This is a genomic window from Microbulbifer sp. ABH2_005, from assembly GCF_056160005.1.
In genome coordinates, this window is sequence record NZ_JBSWWI010000001.1 from 2,029,399 (window position 1) to 2,049,397 (window position 19,999).

Genomic DNA, 19,999 nt, shown 5'->3' on the forward strand with positions numbered 1-19,999 from the left:
AGAGCGATTTTGGGCAGGCCCCGCGAATAAACGACTACACTTTGGCCAGGCACCTAAAAGCACCTCCTGAGATATTTTCGATAGCTAGGGGCTTCTTCGAATGGCTGCTGAGCGCCGCAGTTTTTAGCAGCTCACAGAGAGCCATCAGGTGCTCCACTTACTATCGAACTTTGTGTAAGCGGCTGTTTTGTCCAGTCTGTCAAATCCAGTAATTCGCCGGGAGTCATTTTATGACCAAGTCCAAGCGTCCTCTGATCTCAATCAACCCACTGAATGGCGAAACACTAAAAACTTTCCATGAGATGAGTCGGGAAGAGCTCGATAAGGCAATAGGCAGAGCTGATAATGCTTTCGCAGAATGGAGTGCTCGCAGCTTTAGTGAGCGGGCCTCAATACTCAAACGTGCGAGTGAGTTGTTCGAGCAGCGCAGCGATACATTGGCTCGGTTAATGGCTCAAGAGATGGGCAAGAAAATGAGTGATGGCCTGGGTGAATTAGCGCTTTGTGCCGAGATTTTTGATTACTATGCAGACGAAGGGGAAAATATTTTAGCACCGCAGCAGCTATCTACCCGAGAAGGGGAGGGAACTTTGGTATTCCAGCCTCTGGGGGTTGTCTATGGTATCCAGCCCTGGAACTTTCCCTTCTATCAACCTTCCCGCTTTACCGCTGCCAACTTAATTGCCGGCAATGTAGTGCTCACCAAACACGCCTCTAATGTTCCCCAGTGTGCCGAAGCATTTGAGCAATTATTATTCGATGCTGGTGTCCCCAAGGGGGTCTACACTAATCTGCCAATCACTTCTGCCGGTGCTGCACCGATTATCGATGATGACCGGGTAAAAGGGATTTCTTTTACCGGTAGCAATGACGCAGGCGCAAAGGTAGCGGAACAAGCTGGTCGCAATGTCAAGAAAACTGTGATGGAACTGGGTGGTGTCGATCCATTTATTGTACTCGAAGATGCGGATATGGATTTGACCGTAGAGCGATTTGTGGAGGGCAAGCTTGGCAACTGTGGCCAGATTTGTCTGGCCGCCAAGAGAATCATCTTAACCGAACCGATTGCCGATGAATTCCTGGGGCGGGTCACCAAGTTGTTTAAAGAGTTAAAACCCGGTGATCCTCTTAAAGACACTACCGACTATGGGCCTTTATGTACCGAAAAAGCGGCGGAACACCTGGAGGAGCAGGTCAGTAAATCGGTTGCGGCCGGAGCGCACTTGCTAGTGGGGGGGAAACGCAACGGAGCCTTCATTGAGCCCGGGATATTAACGGATATACCCGCGGGCTCACCCGCGGCAGAGGAAGAACTATTTGGCCCAATTGCCTGTGTTTGGGTGGTAAAGGATGAGAAAGCGGCTATCGAGATGGCAAATGATAGCCGCTTTGGCCTGGGGGGGTCGGTCTATACCAAGGATCATAAGCGAGGGCAGCGTGTAGCCGAAGAACTGGAGTGCGGTACGGCCTTTGTGAATCATGTGGCCTCAAGCTATGCGAGCATGCCAATGGGCGGAGTCAAGAAATCTGGTTATGGTCGCGAGTTGGGTGAGTTGGGCATCAAGGAATTTGTGAACCAGAAATTGATACGACACTTTAATTGAGAGCGTTGCCTTGCCCAGCTACCTCTCGTGAGATTGTGAGGGCTGCTGCAATCTTAATAGCTACTCAATCGAGATCGTGAAAACGCTTGCCTGGAGACTCCGATGAAAATACTTGTAGCCGGCGCTAATGGTGCTATCGGTCAAATCCTCGTCGATAAATTAATCGAACGGGGCTACGAAGTAGCCGGCATGGTACGCAAGGAGTCCCAACAGGACGCCCTGCGCAAAGTCGGCGCAGAAGCCGTTCTTGCGGATCTCACCGATAAGGAGTCTCTAGCTAAAGCCGTTGAGCAACGAGACGCAGTGCTTTTTGTTGCAGGCTCAAAAGGGAAAGCCCTCGAATCGGTGGATAGGGATGGGGCTATCCACCTTTGTGATGCTGCGAAAAATGCTGGTGTTCCGCGATTTATCTTACTGAGTTCTATTTTTGCCGGGCGCCCTGAGCGGGGCCCGGAAAATTTGCAACCATACCTAAAAGCTAAGCTCGCAGCCGATGTTCATATGCAAAAGAGCGGTCTGGACTACACGATTTTGCGACCGGGTGCCCTTAAGGATACGGCAGAAACAGGAGCTATTCGTATAGATGACTCATTTGAGGGCACTGACGCGGAGATTAGCCGAGCTGATGTTGCAGAGGTTATCGCCGCGTCCCTATCTGAACCAAAAACGATCGGTGCGGTATTTGAATTTATAGCGGGAGACACTCCAATTGATGAAGCCCTGGCTCGTTTGGGATAAGCAGGGTTGCAATACCGGATGAGCATTCAGCGAGCCTGTGATCGCTCTTTGTTGTTACTGGTAATATCATGGCTATCCAGGTCACGTTGTTGACGGCGCTCGATCCAGGTTTTGATTTTCTTATCATCTACGCCCTGTGAATGTAGCACTGCCGCAGCCAGGTCCAGCCCTCGGGGAGTGCTCCTATTGACCACTGGATACATACCGAGAGATTTGAAGCGTTCTAGGTCGCTATCACCATCGACAGAAACAAAGCGCTTTAAATTGGGGTAGCGTGCGGAAACAACAGGTTTTAGTGCTTTGGATAACTCATAGCGAACAATGGTGATAACAATGGCTGCACGCTCGGCATACTGGAAGGTTTCCATCATGCGGATATCGGCCAGGTCCCCAAAAGCCACCGGATAACCATCGGCACTAGCCTTGAGAAACCGGTCATAGTCCATCTCGATGGCATCGTAGTCTATTTTTTGAGCTTCTAGGGCATCGGCAACCAGACGTCCAACCTCGTCCATACCAAAAATCACCACGGGTGCTGTTGATGTGACTGGCTTGGATTCATGGCTGGGTGTCTTAGAGGATGAGCGCCTCCACAGATACTTTCCTAATCGATTTCCTAGATTCGACAGTGTTGGAGTGAGCGCTAAACTGGCGGCCACCCCGGTGATGACAATCCCTACAGCCTGCTCCCCCAGTGATTCACGGGCGAGAGGCATAGCAATAATAACGAAGACAAATTCACTGCCCTGTGCCAACAAAGACCCTAATTGCAGCGAGCCGGGCAGGGACCAGCCACAGGCCCGTGCCGCCAGGGCCACCAGAAAGACTTTGACCGCCATCAGAATTAAGATAAAGAGGATAATTTTTGCCCACTGATCTAACAGGATGCGCCAGTCCAGGGACATGCCCACGGTAATAAAGAAAAATGCCAGTAGTAAATTACGAAAGGGCTTCGCTTCGGTTTGGATCACATGGCGATAGGGGGTCTCACTGATCATCATGCCTCCCAGAAAAGCCCCCAATGTCAGGGACAATCCCACCGCTCCTGTACCGGCCGCTGTGGCGAGGACGACCAGAAGCGCCATGGCCGTGAAAACCTCTTCATTCCTGGTTTTGGATAACAGCCCGAATAGTGGTCGGATGGCATAGCGTCCTAGCAGGGCGGCGGCGACAAAGGCGACCACAGATTTTGCAATGGCGGAAAGGATTTCTGCTGTCAGGGCATTGTGAGGTGAAGATGAGCTGCCACCCTCCAGTGAACTCGCCATTACCAGCAGGAAAATTGCGCAGATATCCTGAAAAATCAGCACCGCTGTTCCGGTGCGGCCAACGGGGCAGTCTTGTTGCCCCCTCTCTGCAAGGCTTTGCACCACGACTGCCGTCGATGAAAGCGCAAGCGCGCCCCCAATAACCCCAGCATAAGCCGGGGAAACACCTAGAACCAACGCAATACCGGCAAAAGCAGCTCCGCAAAGTAGAATCTGCAGAGGACCCAGAATGAAAATATCTCTTCGAGCATTCCAGATATTCGATAAGGAAAAATGGAGGCCTATATCAAACAGCAGGAAAACAACACCAAGTTCCGCTAGCAGGTGGGTGGTATTGCTCTCCGGGATCAGATCCAGGGCATGGGGCCCAACCGCCAGGCCCGCAATGAGATAGCCGACAATTGGGCTCAACCTGAGAGGGCGCATCAAAATGATCGCCAATACACCGAGGAGCAGCAAAGTAATGACGGGAATGAGTGCGTGTATATCTTCCATGATGTCAGTAAATTAGCCCTCAACCTTTCGCCTGTCAAAGGTGCTCAAGGTTAAGGGTTTCTAGAGTGTCTCTAGTACTAGCGTATGTTTATTGCGAAGTGCCTTTGGGAAAAGTGTAGACAGGCATTTGTGTGTATTCGTGTAGTACGAGCAAAGATCACTCCCAAAATTTCCACCAAGGCTTTTTGGGTTTGCACAGATGGACATTCGCGATTTTGGTGCCTGGGGGAACACCTTGAAGCTGGTCATGGATTTGCCCTTGAAAAGAAATGTAGACCTCAAGATTGATAGCTTCTACATTTTCAGCTACAACTTCTCCACCAAAAATCAGTGGTTTTTTAAATCCGTATACCTCTCCCTCCTTAAGGGATATCCCAGACTCTTTTAAATGCTCCAGTATATGAGGGGCAAAGTATTCATAGATAAACTCACTGCTGTTTAATTTTTGTTTGAAGTCTTCCAGAGACTCTGCCACAACTACTTTGCTGCCTTGCGAAACACTAACAAGGTGAACAGTATCTTCCTTCTTATCTTGTACAAAAAAGTCACTAAGAGTGGTGACTAGCAACAAGTGCTGATTTTTCCCAACGAGCCATTGCCAATCGGATAGGAATGCTTTTTGATCGATGTGTTCGATATTTACACTTAAATTGGGTGAGGGCATAGCTTTAGTGGCCAAGATAAAACAGAACGATTTTATACTACCCGTAAAAGAACCATGTATAAATATTCATTTATATACGACCAATAAAATTATTTACACTGAGGTACATTCGTCCGAATGTTGCCGGCTCCAAAAACAATCTAATTGCTGTGAAAGTTGTTCGCCGTTCTTACTTGTTTGGATTTGCCAATGTTCGGGATATAGGTTTTGATAAAACCTATCCCCAAAACGATAGTCAGCTAAAACAATCACGCCTCGATCGGATTCAGTGCGAATCACTCTACCCGCTGTCTGCAATACCCGAGTCATGCCGGGATAGCGGTAGGCAACATCAAATCCAACAATCGTCGAGGGGGCCTGCGGGTGCTCTGCTGATTGTCGTAGTAGCTCTTGCTCTTCATTTACCTGGGGAAGGCCGGTACCTACGATAATTGTGCCGATCAATTTCTCCCCGACAAAATCAACGCCCTCAGCAAAGACTCCCCCCATAATGGCAAAACCCAGGCTTTGTGCACCTTCACTAAACGAGGCTAAAAAGGCTTCTCTTTCGCAATCACTGGCTCCGGGTGTTTGTTGTAGTAGTTGTATCTCCGGGTGATTCACTTGGAAACGTTCTGCGACTATTTGCAGGAACTGATATGAGGGGAAAAACACCAGATAGTTGCCGGGATGGCTACGGTAAACGCGGACAATCAGATCCACCAATGCTGGGAGCGCACTCTGACGTGCCTGGTAGCGGGTATCTAAGTAAGAACAAAGAAATACGCCCTGGCGGGAGGGTTCGAAAGGCGAAGGCAGCACCAAGTATGGGGTCTCGGGCTCGACCCCAAGTTGTGCAGAGACGAAGTCTATGGGGCGCAGTGTGGCTGAGAACAGAATGCTCCCATGAAACTGGGAAAATGACTCCCGCAGGAAGTTTGCGGCATTCAGGCATATCAGCTTTAGCTGATGCTCCTCCCAGGGGGCATCCCTATCGATTACACGTGTGAGGGCTTGGTGTTGATCTGAAAGGATTTGTTCTATGCAGGCGTATCGATATAGATTTTTCAACCAGTCCCCGATTTCCTCAGGGGGAGATTTTGCCTGCTCCGATAGCTCACTCAGTGCATCTAGCACCTTTTGGATAGCGCGAGACACAGCCGCAGGACGATCCTTTTCGCTATCCAGCGGGCTACACCAGGCTTGTACACGTTGGCTTGAGCGCATTTCCTTATAGAGGTTTTGCTCTTGAAAACGTTTGTTCCATTGAGAAAGTGCGCGCACCAGGGATTGGATGCGCCGATACAGCTGTGGGTGACTGCTCTTACAAGCCAAGGCGGCGCGGCGACTATCCCTGCGGCTCAAATTGGCGCTGTACATTTCCCTTGCGCGCTCGCTCAGGTTATGCGCTTCATCTACCAGTAGTGCGTGCTTATAACGTGAGTCTTGCAGTGTGGAAATACGCACTAAGGGATCAAAGACATAATTGAAGTCACAGACCACCAGATCGGCCCAGGGCAGCATTTGCAGTGACAGCTCAAATGGGCAGAGATGCCACTGATCGGCAACTTTCGCGATTTCTTCAGGGGTGATTAAAGGTTGCCCCAGCAGTTGTTTGCGCGCTTGGGGTAAGCGCTCATAGAAGCCTTTGGTGCGAGGGCAGATACCCTCTTCATCGCGATTGCACAATCCCAGTTTGCAGGCACAGGTCTTATCGCGGGCGCGCAACTCCAGCAGAGAGAGCTTTAGCCCACCCTGATGTAGCTTGTTAATGGCCTCCCGCACCACCTGCCTGCCAGAGTTTTTCGCGGTGAGGTAGAGCAGCTGATCCACCTTTCCTTCACCAAGGGCTTTGATAGCGGGGAATAGGGTGCTAATCGTTTTGCCAATACCAGTGGGTGCCTCGACCACCAATTGGCCGGCATCCCTGAGACAGCGATAAGCGGTTACCGCCAGCTGGCGTTGACCGGGTCGGTATTCGGGGAAGGGGAACGATAAATCTTTTGCAGCGCGAATTACCTGTTGTCGGTGCGCTTTCCAGTCACTATGCCATTGGATATATAAGGTGAGGGCATCCTTGGCAAAGCTCTCCAGCTCCCTCCAGGTAAAAAGGCGCCGCTCTAGGTAGGATTTTTTCTCCTTGAGGTTGTACCAGAGCATTTGCAGCGAGACTTCTGCAACGGAATCCCCCTTTTGCCGAAGTTGTTGCAAGTAACAGAAACCATAGATTTTAAGCTGGGCCCAATGTAGCCGGCGAGTGGCCTCTGGCAGCGTATCTGGGTGGCAATAGGTGGTTTTGATTTCATCCAGCTGGGCCGGCTGGTGCAAGTCAGCTTGTGGGTGAAAGATATCCACCCGTCCTTCCAAGACAACATCCTGGCCAGCGCATTCCAGCTGTACATGTAAACGATATTCGGCTTCCGAGCCTTTAGGACGCCGCTTTTGCAGCTTTTGGTGGGCTCGAATACCCTCTTGGGCAGTTGGGCCCGGCCCACCGGTATAAATCAAATCCCCACTGCGGCAGGAGAAAGCCACTAACTCACCCACAGAAATCTGTAGGGCAGGGGTGTATTCGGAAGGGGTATGATCCTCTGTAGGCTCTTTTATCAGATATGGCTCTTTGAGCTCCTCTCCCACGACTGCTCTCAAGACTACAACAACTCCACGTGTATCACTCGGTGGGGAATATTTTGAGCCGCGAAGAAAGTCAGCCAGCGCTGCTGGTTTTGTTGCAGGCGATCTCCGGGGCCTTTGACTTCCACAAGCTCATAGCCACCTTTATCTGGAAACAAAATCAGGTCTGGCAAGCCATTGCGATGATGGGTGATATCGCCAAGTAAACGTTGAAACAGTGAACGCCAGTGCTCAACCGGGATACGATCCAGGGCTAGCTCCAGCAGTTCCAGAGAGAGCGCCTCCCAGGCGACGAGCGGATTAGCAATGCCCAGCTTCTTCCGATAGGTTTCCATAACTCGCCGTTTTAATGCACTTGGACTTAGCTCTTTTAAGCGCTGTTCAAACTGAGCGTGGCGCGACATGTAAAAATGCGGGGTACGGAAGTCGCTAGGTGCTATTTGGAAGGGGTTATAGAAAGCACCGGGAATGGAAGCAAACAGAATATCCCAGATATAGAGGCCGAGTACCCCGTTAAATAAACTGTTCTCCACATAATGGCAGATACCTTCCTCCCGGCTAGCCAGCTCCGAAGCCGTCTGAATTTCTACTCTTTCTGGAGATTGGGGCAGGGTAAATACTTCTAACTGTGGCTGGCAAGGCTGTGGGTTCGCCCAGTTCTGGGTAGTGCCCATCCGTTTTGCGATACGATATCCAAAGCGCTCGGCAAAACATCGTTCGGCTTCGTTGAGTGGGGAGTCGAGAATTTCCCGGCAAAGGCAAAGTGCCAGCTCGAGATTGTCACGTTTAACCGCAATTCTCGCTCGCCGTTCACGGGCCGGAGGTTGCCCGCAGTCTCGATAGAGGCGCTCGGCGGCCTCTAGCTGATCCAGTCTTTCCAGTTGGCGGGCCAGCTTTAGGCGCAGGCGATCCACTCGCCGCGCTAGTGTCAAATCCCCCGGAAGGCCAATGGGCAACTGGCTGGCAAGGTCGAGAATTTCACTGGCACCATTAGCCAATACCTCCTCGGCCTGCTCCAGGCAATCGTAGTAGAGCAAGTACTGTTCGATTTGCTCACGGCTTTGGAAGGGCAGTTGGTGCCTGTCTAGTGTGTAGGACTCATACCTGTACAACCCAAGATCCCTCAGCACATAATCGGTCAGGTCCTGATTCAGGTTGCCAAAAAAGCATAGTTTGAAGGTTTGGAAGTATTCAGCCCCCTGAAGTGCTAGCAGGCCCTCTTCGGCCATTAGTTGTTCTCGCCATTCTGTGGAGGAAGCTAACAGGGCCTCTTCCAGCTCCATCCGCTTGAGGGGCTTGCTCAAACCAACCGGGCCCGCTGCGAATAACTCTGCTTTGGTAAACAGCGCTAAAAGGGCTCGATCTTGCAGGGGAGGATTCCTGATTAAAAGCCCTGCGGAACAAAGAGAATCTACAGCCCCAGGGAGCTTGTTGATTTCCTGGTAAGACAGCTTTCCTTCCCTGAACAGAGCTCCAGCTGATGATGGGACCCCCTTGCGAGAGAGTAGCCTTACATAAAGACGCTGGCTATCGGCATCAAGCTCACAAAATAACCTGTAAAAACTTAGTTCGCTGGTGGAGAGAAGCTGGGTATAGCGAGAAACAACAAAATCAACCAGTGTGCGAAAATTGGTCAAATAGTAATCAGGTGCTAGCTGAATAGAGGTGGCCATGGTAAAGGTAACAGTGTGTCAACGATGGATCGTGGTGGGTAGTAACGGCATTAAAGCTGTATGGTTATACAGCATATTGCTTCTGGAGACAAAGCCATAGGCTGACTTTATGGACATAGAAGAAGCATAGGTGCAGTAAGCTGTGAATGATTCCGAGAAGCGTCCTCACTGATAAAAGTATCAATACTTCAAGTGACCATTGGATAAGCTATTCCAGAAAGAAAGTTTTTGAGAGGAAGTGAGAGCCAATAAAGAATAAATTTTAATCGCTGAGTTCAGTATTCAATGGTTTTATCAATTGGCTTGGGAGTGGCAGGATAATAGGCTTGTAAATAGAAGGGGCAATTCGCCCCTCCTATTCAGCCAAAAATGGCATCATCTAGTGCTGTAAAACTCAAGAAGCTTGTATTGAGGTTTTGCTTTGATGCGCGTTCGACTTGGGAACCTGTACTCTATATTCTGGGAACATATTTACGGTAACAGTAAAGTCGCACTTAGTAGGGCCGGCAACATGCTTCAGACCCCACCAGTATTTTATTTTAACGGTTTCGCCTGGGGCGATGGGGTGGCCGTAGCTTACAAAGCCATCTTCTATTGGAGTACCAGCTGAATTACACAGGTAGGCATCCCAGGTCATACCATTGTCATCGAGATCCAAGAATACCTTGGCGTCGAGGATAGGAAATTTTCCGGTGTTTTTGAGCTCTATAAGCCCCTGAATATAACTTCCTTCAGTGGAGTCCTCGATACCAGTCCATGCGGCCCAGTGAAAACTGGTTGCCTCAAGACTATCAGAAATAAATGGCTTATCCGTATCCCAACCTTCAACATGACCAATATTTGACATGATTAATCCTTTTCTTCAGAAATATCATTAAAAAATTAATGACTGCAAGTGGGTACCGCCTATTTTTAAAACGAAAGCCTGGGAAGAGGGGAAAGCAAAAACAATAACAAATCAAAAAAAATACGAGATGTATATTATAGGCTTTACCCTAAGATCCCTGCTAATTGTGCACCCCTTGGCGCACAGGCGGAGTATCGGGGCCATAAAAGCCGATATCAACCCCTTTAATATTAGATTCGCGATGGTTGCGAGATGAACAACGCCAAAATTTTTACTGGGGATATTATGTATGCCACTTAAAAAAGTCTTCAGTCAATTGATTGGCATTGCGCTCACAACAATTGGTCGTCACAAAGGCTGGCTAAGTTAAAGTAAATTCCACCAAGGTTTTCAGGGCTATGGTTTTACAAGCATAAAAGGGGGCGAGGTGGAGCGGCCATTATTTTATATACCGAAAAACTTTACGATACCTGAAAATAATAAACCAAAGGAATAAGGCAAGTGGTGTAATCATTAATACGGCCATTTGATTTTTTAATACCGCCATATTCATTGTGATGATTACAGTTCCCAGCTCATAAATGTCGGTAGCAATGATTACAGGAAGAAAAAACGCCCAGAATCTTGCGCTGCCTATTTTTTTGGCAAAAGCCAACCCAAAGAAGCCTACAAAATAAGTGGTATAAATGATCAAGCTGGCAATTAACCACCAGATCGGCTGATTGTACTCATTATAAGCAAAGGCTTCATACTGAGATGTCAGTTCTATCGGAACCAGAAGGAAAAACAATACCTTCCAGAGCACACTCGGCTTATAGATTAAAGATCCATTACCAAGAGCACTATCTGGGGCCCGGTAGAGTTCATGCATGAAACATCCCTATTATTATTACTTTGCCACTTGTAAATCGTTCACTAGAGATTATCTTGCCAGCCCAAGATTCTCGAAGCTCTCCCGATAAAAGAGGCCAGCTAAGGGGCGCCGCAATCAACGAGAGGGCGCAGAGGATATTCTGATCCCAGGCAAAGTCAACTAATTCATCCGTCATTTTTATGACATTGCGAAATCAACCTGAAAACCACATTTTTTAGTCGAATTCATACCACTTGAATGCGGAAAATTAGAGGATAAAACAGGGCAATACCCACTAGGTGGTAAATTTCTGTGATGCCAAACGCAAAGCTGCGGTTTGACCTTTGGTGACACAGGGTGAGTTCACATAAAACTTTTATCTTTGGTGTTGTCAGTTATTCATTTTAAGGGAGTAATTTCCCTTTAGCCTTTTAATAATTTAAAGGCAAACAATACTGCAAGATTATTATGCTACAGGGCAGTATCGGATTATTGCTCAGCTGGTTCCGGCCGGCTCCAGATCCAAAACAACCCGCAGCCAATGCCACCAATAGCGAAAAACAGTAAATACAGATTGGCGATATGATGAATAGCCAGTGCCATAGAGAGAGCCATAGTCAGGGTAGCCAACAGCTTGGTTCTTCTGCTGATATAACCACTGCGCCAGGTTCTTAACAGGTGCCCAAACAAACGATGGTCTTCAATCCACTGGTGCATCCGTTCAGAACTTTTTGAGGCCGCCCAGGCACCCACAACAATGAATACTGCAGAAGGTAATCCCGGTAAGATGGCGCCAATGATTCCAACAAGAATAAAGAGACAGGCTACAGCTCCCCAGAGCCAGCGTAGCCACCCTTTGGCCAACTGAGGGGTAGCCATGTCAGGTACATCTTCATTACGTTGACTCAACCTGGATCTCCAGTTTTTAACCCACTACACAGATAAAAAAACAGTCACCCGCTCACTATATCAAATGACTCGCAATAAGTGACAGCTGAAACATGCGCATTCTCAGCCAGCTTGGCAGTTTTCGCTTTTATGAATCTTAAGATTGAACAGGTTATTTTAAGTAACACTACTACGGGAATTAAAATGTGTCACAGAAACCACCAAATGACTAACCTAGTGATTGGTCTCATCCGATAAGCCCTATCGATTTCGGGTTTTCTGAAAATTATCTGCCCTAAAGAAAGTAACGCCTAAAAACGCCCACACACGCCTGCTCTTTAAAAGAGAATAGGTATATTGCCATCTTTTCCTACCCCTGATAGCCCGTTATAGAAAACACTTCCATCAATACATGATGCCTTCGAGTGATCGCGGCTTTAACACTACACTCATTATCAGTACTGACATTGGCACCCAATCTTCATATATAGATATGAGCAATAAGCACTATGGATTATCGGCTGCAAGCGCCCGACCTGGAGTGCCTCATTCAAGCAATCCGCAATCAGGGCTACCTACTATATGGGCCCACACTAAACGACCGGGCCATAACCTACGGTGAGATTCAATCGGTATCAAGCCTCCCCCAGGGTTGGACCGATGACCAACAGGCGGGACAGTACCGGGTTAAGCGCCGGGGGGATAAAGCCTACTTTGGCTATGCCCTGGGCCCTCATTCCTGGAAGAAATATCTGCAATTGCCTCGCCGGCCTGTTTGGAAGGCAGCCAGGCAAAATCAAGCCATAGAAATTATTGAGGTTCAGGAGGCAGCGCCAAAGCAGGCGTTCCTGGGAGTGCGCAGCTGTGAGCTGCATGCAATAGCCATCCAAGATCGGATCTTATCTCAAGGGGATTACCACAATGAGAGCTACCGCCAGAGGCGGGCGCAGTTGTTCACTGTTGCGGTGAACTGCACCTCGGCGGCAGATACTTGCTTTTGTACTTCCATGAATACCGGCCCCGAGATCACTTTGCCCAGCGACCTGACCATGACAGAGGTGATTGAGGGAGAAGAGCATTACTTCGTGATCAGAAGTGGCTCTGAAGCCGGTAAAACAATTATGGAGAAACTCCCTTTACGCCCAACAAGTGAGGAGGAACGAAAGCTGGCAAAAGGAAGGGTGGAGGGGCTAGCAGAGGAGATGCGGCGCGGACCGCGCCACTTCGATAGCTCGGATCTGAAAGAGCTACTTTATAGAAACCTCGAAAGTGCCAACTGGGAAAGGGTCGCGGATCGCTGCCTGTCCTGTGCCAACTGCACCATGGCTTGCCCAACGTGCTTTTGCTCCACCGTTGAGGACACCACCGACCTCAGCGGAGACCATGCCGAGCGCTGGGAGCGTTGGGATTCCTGCTTTACCGCAGACCTCAGCCATATTACCGGCGGCTCAGTACGCGCCGATACCCGCTCCCGTTACCGGCAGTGGATGACTCATAAGCTGGCCAGCTGGCACGACCAATTTGACAGCTCTGGTTGCGTGGGCTGTGGTCGTTGTATCACCTGGTGCCCGGTGGGTATCGACCTCACCGAAGAGGTACGCGCTATTCGAGCCCTGGATCAAACACAGACGCGTAGCCAGGAGAAGCCATGAAAACCATTGCCGATCTGCTCCATGAGCACCCCTTCTTTCGAGGTTTGGCGGAGAGTGATCTGCAGTTCCTGGCCTCATGCGGAGAAAATTGTGTCTACCACAAAGGTGACTATTTGGCGCGTGAAAACAGCCCGGCAAACCACTTTTTCCTGATTCGCAGTGGCCGGGTAGCAGTGGAAACCTTTGTTCCCAATCGCGGCCCTCTGTGTCTGCTCACGTTGCATGGCGGTGATATTTTCGGTTGGTCCTGGCTGTTCCCGCCTTATATTTCGGCCTTTGATGCCCGCGCTCTGGAAGATGTGCGCAGTCTGCGCCTGGGCGGGGAGTGCTTGCGCAACAAGTGCGAACAGGAACCCAAACTGGGTTTTGAGTTAATGAAACGCTTTGCGCGGATTGCCACCGAACGGCTACAGTCCGCGCGCATCCAGTTGCTGGATATTTATGGGCCAGATCATCAGGGCCACCCAGCATGATTCCCACCGTTTACCGGGTAAGCGAGCGGAGCGTGGAGTATCCGGGGACTTTCACCTTGAAGCTGGAGGTCGGTAACCCTGAGCCGGATAAGCTGCCGATGCGTTTTGCGCCCGGCCAGTTCAATATGCTGTACGCCTTTGGTGTAGGGGAATCGGCCATTTCATTTAGCGGACTGGGAAGTGGCGACGGCAAACTCATTCATACCATACGCGCACAGGGGAATGTCACTCGCGCTTTAGAGCGTTTAAGGGCAGGGGACTCCCTGGGGGTTCGGGGGCCTTTCGGAATTGGCTGGCCGCTACATACCACTGTCGGTAAAGAGGTTTTGATTATTGCCGGTGGTCTCGGTCTGGCACCGCTTCGCCCAGTTATCTATGCCGGCCTGCTGGAGAGGCTTGCGGCAACCAGGGTACGCCTCTTTTACGGTGCCAGGCGCCCAAGTGAGCTTCTTTACCGCGAGGAGTTGGCAGGGTGGGGGCAACAACTCGATCTTGAAATCTCTGTGGACCATGGCGATGGCACCTGGCCTGGGCATATCGGTGTGATTACCGATCCTCTAAAAGCGGCACAGATAGACGGTGCCAATTCGGTGGCCTTCCTGTGTGGCCCGGAAATAATGATGCGCTTCTGTATCCAGGTTCTGTTGAGCAAAGGCGTACCCCCAAACTCAATCTATCTATCGATGGAACGCAATATGAAATGTGCCATCGGTCTCTGCGGACACTGCCAGTGGGGTCCAAACTTTATCTGTAAGGATGGCCCGGTCTTTTGCTATGAGGATATACGCCCATGGCTGCAGATTCGCAGCTTATAGCTCGGCAGCCCCATAAACCCAAGCTGGCGGTATGGAAGTTCACCTCCTGCGATGGTTGCCAGCTCAGTTTGCTGGATTGCGAAGATGAGCTGTTACTGTTGGGGCAGGAAGTAGAGATCGCCTACTTCATGGAGGCCTCCAGTAAAGTGGAAGAGGGACCCTACGATATTTCCCTGGTGGAGGGGTCCATCACTACCCCCGCCGACCTGTTGAGAATCCAGGAGGTGCGGCGCCAGTCAAACTTCTTAGTGTGTATCGGCGCCTGCGCGACTGCCGGCGGTATCCAGGCACTGCGCAATTTTGCCGATGTCGTCGAGTTCACTTCAGCGGTTTATGCAGAGCCCGCCTATATAAAAACACTAAAAGATTCCACGCCAATTTCCGCCCATGTATCGGTGGATTTTGAATTGCAGGGCTGCCCAATCAACAAGCTGCAACTATTGGAGGTCATCAGCGCTTTCCTGAATCGCCGTGCCCCCCAGGTCTCCGCCCACTCTGTGTGCATCGAATGCAAACTTAAAAACAACGTCTGTGTGTGGGTGGCCCATGGCACCCCCTGTATGGGGCCGGTGACCCACGCAGGCTGCGGCGCACTTTGCCCGAGTTACAACCGCGGCTGCTATGCCTGCTATGGCCCCAAGGAGAACCCCAATGGGAAATCCCTGTGTCATTGGTGGGAGGAAAAGTTGGGAGCTGACAGGTCAACCGTTATCGAGAATTTGCGCAATTTCAATGGTTTAGCGCCGCACTTTAAAGCAGTTAGTGAGGAAAAAGAGCGGGGGCAGAAGGGGAAATCCTGATGGATAGGGAAGCCAATGGCCGGTAAAAGCAAGACCATTAAGGTCGATTATCTGGCGCGGGTAGAGGGCGAGGGAGCACTCTACATTCGCTATGACGATAATGGTGTGCACGAAGTACAGTTGAAGATTTTCGAGCCACCCCGGTTCTTTGAGGCCTTTCTTCGGGGCCGCGACTACACAGAAGCACCGGATATTACTGCCCGTATTTGCGGCATTTGTCCGGTGGCTTACCAGATGAGCGCACTGCACGCCATGGAGAACGCGCTGGGACTTGTACCCACCGAGCCCCTGAGGAATCTGCGCCGCTTACTCTACTGCGGTGAGTGGATAGAGAGTCATATGCTGCATATCAGCATGCTGCACGCACCGGACTTTCTCGGTTATCCCAATGCCGTGGCCATGGCCAAAGATCACCCACAAGTCGTGCAGCGTGCCCTGGAGATCAAAAAAACGGGTAATGCCTTGGTGCGCCTGCTTGGAGGCAGAGAAGTCCACCCCATCAATGTGCGCGTGGGGGGCTTTTATCGGGTGCCAAGCCAGGAATCCTTTCAAGCGCTGCGTCCACAGTTGATAGAAGCCCGTATTCTGGCCGAGCTAATGGCCCGCTGGGCGGCAGGGCTGCCATTTCCCCATTGCGAGCAGTCCTATGAGTGCGTCGCCCTCTCCAGCCCCAGGGAATACCCTATGAATGAGGGCCGCATTGTTTCCAATCGCGGGCTGGACATTTCGGTACAGGACTACGAAAAACATTTCCGCGAACAGCAGGTGCCTCATAGCACGGCGCTGCACAGCGTGTTGATAGAGCGGGGCGCCTATCTTGTGGGCCCGATGGCGCGTTACAACCTGAACTATCCCCAACTCTCCGAAGGGGTGCGAGGCCTTGCCGAGGAGCTGGGGTTCAAAGCGCCCTGTAACAATCCCTTCAAGAGCATTGTGGTGCGCTGTCTGGAAGTGCTCTATGCCCTGGAGGAGGCGCTGCGACTGATTGATGGATTTAAAGCGCCCGATGAACCCTACCTGGTAGCCGAACCAAAGGAAGCCAGTGGCTGTGCCGCTACCGAGGCGCCTCGGGGATTGCTCTACCACCGTTATGCTATTAACCGCGAAGGTAAAATTACATTTGCCAAGATCGTCGCACCCACCTCACAAAATCAAAAAACGATCGAGGATGACCTGCGCCTAATGCTGCCCAAATTTATGCATTTGCCCGAACAACAATTGCAGGGTTTATGTGAGCGCGCCATTCGTAATTACGACCCCTGTATTTCCTGCTCAACCCATTTCCTGCAGCTACATTTGCAACATGAAGCAAAAAGAAACTCCTGAGCGTTGGCTGCTGGTCAGCCTTGGCAACCGCTTCCGGGGTGATGATGGAGTGGGGCCCTATCTACTCGACAGGCTGCGCAGCCAGTTAAAAGAAAATGCAGATTTTCTGGAGAGCGGCAACGATATGGTAACCCTTGTAGGACGGTGGAAGGATCGACAGGTCTGCCTCCTGGATGCGGTTTTCTCAGATGAACAACCATCGGGCGATTTAATTCGTGTCAATGGCCTGGCTGATGTGATCGTACCCAGCATCTGCACCACCTCCAGCCACGGCTTTAATCTGAGAGAGGCCATCGACTTGGGTAAAGCACTGGACTCACTGCCTCGTCGCCTGGAAATTTTTGCGATCTGTGCACAGAACATTACCTGCGGTGATCATCTCACTGCCGAAGTGAAGTCCGGCGCCGAGCGCGCCGAACAGGAACTACTTGCGTTTCTACAAGCCGATACCGGTGAAAGCTGACAACGGAGGTCAGCCATGCACGAACAATCCCTGATCAGCAATCTGATCGAGAAAATCCAACAACTCGCCGATAACGAAGGCGCCAGGGTCGTAGGCGCCAAGCTGCGCTTGGGTGCCCTTGCTCATATATCCGCGGCTCACCTGCGTGAACACTTCGAACAGGCAACTTTTGGGACCCCTCTGGAAGGCTTGCAATTGGAAATCGAAGAGCACACAGATATTCACCATGCCGAGGCACAGGACATCATCCTGGAAAATCTGCAATTCGAGGTCAGTGATGGACAGTGAACGTCGTCGAGTCGCCATCAAGGGCCTGGTCCAGGGAGTGGGGTTCCGCCCATATATTTACCGCTTGGCACTGGACTGCCAACTCACGGGCTGGGTCGCCAATCATAGCGGTGGACTGCAACTAGAGGTTGAGGGAGAAACGGCAGCAGTTGAAAAGTTTTTACAGCGTTTGCCTTTAGAAAAACCACCCCATAGCCTGATTCTCAATATCGACACCGAAGTGGTTCCAGCTGAAGGCGGTAGCGGTTTTCAGATACGCGAAAGTACGGTTGCCGCAGCACAAACCACTATGGTGCTACCGGACCTGGCCCCCTGTAACTTCTGCCAAGCCGAACTTCAGGACTCACGCAACCGACGGCACAAATACCCTTTTATCAACTGTACCCACTGCGGCCCGCGCTTCAGTATTATCGAAAAGCTACCTTATGATCGCGCAAACACGGCCATGCAGCAGTTTTCTCAATGCCCTAAGTGTCAGGCCGAGTATGCCAATCCTGCTAACCGGCGTTTTCACGCCGAACCCAATGCCTGTCCAGAGTGCGGCCCGCAACTGCAACTCTGTGATGCCAAAGGCAAAACCCTTTACACCCGCCAGGCAGCCCTGAACGAGACGCTCGCAAGTCTGGCAAAGGGGCAAGTAGTAGCGTTAAAGGGAGTGGGGGGATTTCAGCTGTTGGTTGATGCCGGTAACCGACATGCCTTGGAGCTACTGCGTAAACGCAAGCAGCGCCCGCACAAACCTTTTGCACTACTCTACAGCTCCTTGTCAGCAGCGCGTCGGGATTGCCGGATTTCCGAACTGGAAGCCAAGCTGCTCACATCACCAGCACGGCCCATAGTGCTGCTGGAAGCCAAACCGGAAGCGAGTGACAGGGTGCATGAGTTAGTGGCACTGGGCTCACCAGACCTGGGGGTGATGCTGCCGGCCTCGCCGCTACACCTACTGCTTGCAGAAGAGTATGCCGCTCCGTTAGTTGCCACCAGTGGCAATCTTGCCGAGGAACCAATCTGTATTGAAAACACAGAGGCATTGCAGCGACTCGGCAAAATTGCCGACCGGTTTCTACTGCACAACCGTCGCATCGTCAGGCCACTGGATGACTCGGTGTTGCGCGTGGTAGAGAATCGCCCGTTAATGTTGCGCCGGGCGCGAGGCTACGCGCCCCTACCGATCACCCAGGCAAAGTTGTCACAACAGGCCGTGGCGGAACCCTACCTGGCGCTTGGCGCCGATTTAAAAAATTCCGTCGCTTTGTCACACAATGGTTGGGTTTATCAGAGCCAACATATCGGCGATCTGGGCAGCGCCACGGCAATTGAGCACTTTGATCGGACCATCGCGGACCTCACACGCTTACAGCAACACCGCCCACAAACCCTGATACACGATCAGCACCCGGGCTACAGTTCCCATCGGTGGGCACTCAAACAGCGGGCTCCACGTCTGGAAGTGCAACACCATGTGGCCCATCTATTTTCCTGTATGGCTGAACACGGCCACAGTGGCGCCGCGCTCGGTGTTTGCTGGGACGGCACCGGCTTTGACAGTAGTGGCGTAGTTCGAGGAGGGGAATTCCTCCTCTGGGATGGCAACGCAAAAGTGGAACATGTCGCCAGCCTGCGCACATTCCCGCTGCCGGGCGGTGAAAAAGCCGTGCGCGAACCGAGGCGGGCTGCTGCGGGACTGCTGTATGAAATATCCGGATACGTAGCGCTACAACACCAGCTACTAAAGCGCTGCTTCACCCGTAGCGAACGCCGCAATCTGGTTACCATGCTGGAAGGGGAGGTCAACAGCCCTCTGTGTAGCAGCGCCGGTCGCCTATTTGATGCAGTGGCTGCACTACTGGGTCTCTGTAGCCAGTCTAGTTTCGAGGGACAGGCCGCACTAGCGCTGGAATATAGCGCCCGCGGAATTCAGAGCGGCGACAGCTACCCATTCGATCTCTATCGACGTCGAAACAAATGGGAACTGGACTGGGCACCCTGCATCGGTGCATTGATACATGATGAAGGCAAGTCACTGCCGCAACGGGCTGCGGCTTTCCACACTACTCTGGCCCATATGATTCTGGCGGTGGTTCGCGAAGTGGGTGAGGCAAAGGTTTTTCTCTCCGGTGGCGTTTTCCAAAACCGACGGCTAACAGAGAGCACCGCACTGCTCCTACGCCAACAGGGATTTACCGTGCACTGTCACAGCCAGATCCCCCCAAACGATGGCGGCATCGCCCTGGGGCAACTCCATTATGCCCACTGTATGGCCGCGGCTGGTCAGCCAGTGGGAGGTTAAAAGCGCATGTGCTTAGGTGTTCCCGGCCTTATTGAAGAGATTACAGGTGATTCTCCTCTCGAGCGCCTGGGCAAAGTACGATTTGGCGGCATAGCGCGGCAAATCAATTTGTCTCTGGTTCCCAATGCCGGTGTTGGTGATTATGTGATCGTGCATGTGGGCATCGCCATCAGTCAAATAAGGGAAGAAGAAGCCGCACAGGTTTTTCGCGACCTGGAAGCCTTGGATGGGACCAGCGGCCAGGAGTGA

The 19,999-nt window shown here is 51.3% G+C and carries 18 protein-coding genes; 11 read left to right on the forward strand and 7 right to left on the reverse strand.

The window, feature by feature from the left end; genetic code table 11:
* Nucleotides 1-230: 230 nt before the first annotated feature.
* Both ACXAFI_RS08790 and ACXAFI_RS08795 read left to right on the forward strand, forming a co-directional pair.
* The gene (locus ACXAFI_RS08790; protein ID WP_475108499.1) at nucleotides 231-1,604 is read left to right on the forward strand and encodes an NAD-dependent succinate-semialdehyde dehydrogenase; all 1,374 of its coding nucleotides are present in this window, start codon (nucleotides 231-233) and stop codon (nucleotides 1,602-1,604) included.
* A gap of 102 nt (nucleotides 1,605-1,706) precedes the next feature.
* A complete protein-coding gene (locus ACXAFI_RS08795; protein ID WP_475108500.1) occupies nucleotides 1,707-2,342 on the forward strand; it encodes an SDR family oxidoreductase in 636 nt (211 codons plus the stop codon).
* A 26-nt stretch (nucleotides 2,343-2,368) separates the two neighbouring features.
* On the opposite strand, the gene ACXAFI_RS08800 is transcribed toward ACXAFI_RS08795, so the two are convergent.
* The 7 genes from ACXAFI_RS08800 to ACXAFI_RS08830 all read right to left on the reverse strand — a co-directional run bounded on the left by ACXAFI_RS08800 (nucleotide 2,369) and on the right by ACXAFI_RS08830 (nucleotide 11,664).
* On the reverse strand, nucleotides 2,369-4,105 hold the full coding sequence (locus tag ACXAFI_RS08800) for a cation:proton antiporter domain-containing protein (protein WP_475108501.1): 1,737 nt from the start codon (nucleotides 4,103-4,105) through the stop codon (nucleotides 2,369-2,371).
* A 157-nt stretch (nucleotides 4,106-4,262) separates the two neighbouring features.
* Nucleotides 4,263-4,769 carry a T6SS immunity protein Tdi1 domain-containing protein gene (locus ACXAFI_RS08805; protein WP_475108502.1) on the reverse strand — a complete coding sequence of 169 codons (507 nt, stop codon included), beginning with the start codon at nucleotides 4,767-4,769 and terminating at the stop codon, nucleotides 4,263-4,265.
* Nucleotides 4,770-4,862: 93 nt separating this feature from the next.
* On the reverse strand, nucleotides 4,863-7,397 hold the full coding sequence (locus tag ACXAFI_RS08810; protein ID WP_475108503.1) for an ATP-dependent DNA helicase: 2,535 nt from the start codon (nucleotides 7,395-7,397) through the stop codon (nucleotides 4,863-4,865).
* Between the two features lie 2 nt (nucleotides 7,398-7,399).
* On the reverse strand, nucleotides 7,400-9,019 hold the full coding sequence (locus ACXAFI_RS08815) for a VRR-NUC domain-containing protein (RefSeq protein ID WP_475108504.1): 1,620 nt from the start codon (nucleotides 9,017-9,019) through the stop codon (nucleotides 7,400-7,402).
* 430 nt (nucleotides 9,020-9,449) lie between these two features.
* Nucleotides 9,450-9,902: a hypothetical protein gene (locus ACXAFI_RS08820; RefSeq protein ID WP_152453576.1), complete on the reverse strand. Its 453-nt coding sequence runs from the start codon at nucleotides 9,900-9,902 to the stop codon at nucleotides 9,450-9,452.
* Nucleotides 9,903-10,341: 439 nt separating this feature from the next.
* The gene (locus ACXAFI_RS08825; RefSeq protein WP_444922136.1) at nucleotides 10,342-10,773 is read right to left on the reverse strand and encodes a hypothetical protein; all 432 of its coding nucleotides are present in this window, start codon (nucleotides 10,771-10,773) and stop codon (nucleotides 10,342-10,344) included.
* A 471-nt stretch (nucleotides 10,774-11,244) separates the two neighbouring features.
* The gene (locus ACXAFI_RS08830) at nucleotides 11,245-11,664 is read right to left on the reverse strand and encodes a YbaN family protein (protein WP_444922135.1); all 420 of its coding nucleotides are present in this window, start codon (nucleotides 11,662-11,664) and stop codon (nucleotides 11,245-11,247) included.
* A gap of 488 nt (nucleotides 11,665-12,152) precedes the next feature.
* Here ACXAFI_RS08830 and ACXAFI_RS08835 point away from each other — a divergent pair, with 488 nt between their 5' ends.
* The 9 genes from ACXAFI_RS08835 to ACXAFI_RS08875 are packed head-to-tail and all read left to right on the forward strand — an operon-like array spanning nucleotide 12,153 to nucleotide 19,999.
* A complete protein-coding gene (locus ACXAFI_RS08835) occupies nucleotides 12,153-13,295 on the forward strand; it encodes a 4Fe-4S dicluster domain-containing protein (protein WP_444922134.1) in 1,143 nt (380 codons plus the stop codon).
* Complete coding sequence (locus ACXAFI_RS08840) at nucleotides 13,292-13,768, forward strand: cyclic nucleotide-binding domain-containing protein (protein ID WP_152453572.1); 477 nt, start codon at nucleotides 13,292-13,294, stop codon at nucleotides 13,766-13,768. The genes ACXAFI_RS08835 and ACXAFI_RS08840 overlap by 4 nt, the downstream gene beginning before the upstream one ends.
* Nucleotides 13,765-14,583, forward strand: coding sequence for an FAD/NAD(P)-binding protein (locus ACXAFI_RS08845; RefSeq protein WP_475108505.1), 819 nt, complete (start codon nucleotides 13,765-13,767; stop codon nucleotides 14,581-14,583). Before ACXAFI_RS08840 ends, ACXAFI_RS08845 begins: the two co-directional genes overlap by 4 nt.
* Complete coding sequence (locus ACXAFI_RS08850) at nucleotides 14,559-15,383, forward strand: NADH-quinone oxidoreductase subunit B family protein (protein ID WP_475108506.1); 825 nt, start codon at nucleotides 14,559-14,561, stop codon at nucleotides 15,381-15,383. Before ACXAFI_RS08845 ends, ACXAFI_RS08850 begins: the two co-directional genes overlap by 25 nt.
* Nucleotides 15,384-15,398: 15 nt before the next feature.
* Complete coding sequence (locus ACXAFI_RS08855; RefSeq protein ID WP_475108507.1) at nucleotides 15,399-16,709, forward strand: Ni/Fe hydrogenase subunit alpha; 1,311 nt, start codon at nucleotides 15,399-15,401, stop codon at nucleotides 16,707-16,709.
* The gene (locus tag ACXAFI_RS08860) at nucleotides 16,687-17,172 is read left to right on the forward strand and encodes a hydrogenase maturation protease (protein ID WP_475108508.1); all 486 of its coding nucleotides are present in this window, start codon (nucleotides 16,687-16,689) and stop codon (nucleotides 17,170-17,172) included. Before ACXAFI_RS08855 ends, ACXAFI_RS08860 begins: the two co-directional genes overlap by 23 nt.
* A gap of 15 nt (nucleotides 17,173-17,187) precedes the next feature.
* Nucleotides 17,188-17,460: a hydrogenase/urease maturation nickel metallochaperone HypA gene (locus ACXAFI_RS08865; RefSeq protein ID WP_226646514.1), complete on the forward strand. Its 273-nt coding sequence runs from the start codon at nucleotides 17,188-17,190 to the stop codon at nucleotides 17,458-17,460.
* Complete coding sequence (gene hypF / locus ACXAFI_RS08870; protein WP_475108509.1) at nucleotides 17,450-19,750, forward strand: carbamoyltransferase HypF; 2,301 nt, start codon at nucleotides 17,450-17,452, stop codon at nucleotides 19,748-19,750. The genes ACXAFI_RS08865 and hypF overlap by 11 nt, the downstream gene beginning before the upstream one ends.
* 6 nt (nucleotides 19,751-19,756) lie before the next feature.
* Nucleotides 19,757-19,999 (forward strand): HypC/HybG/HupF family hydrogenase formation chaperone, encoded by a 243-nt coding sequence (locus ACXAFI_RS08875; RefSeq protein ID WP_475108510.1) that lies wholly within the window; start codon nucleotides 19,757-19,759, stop codon nucleotides 19,997-19,999.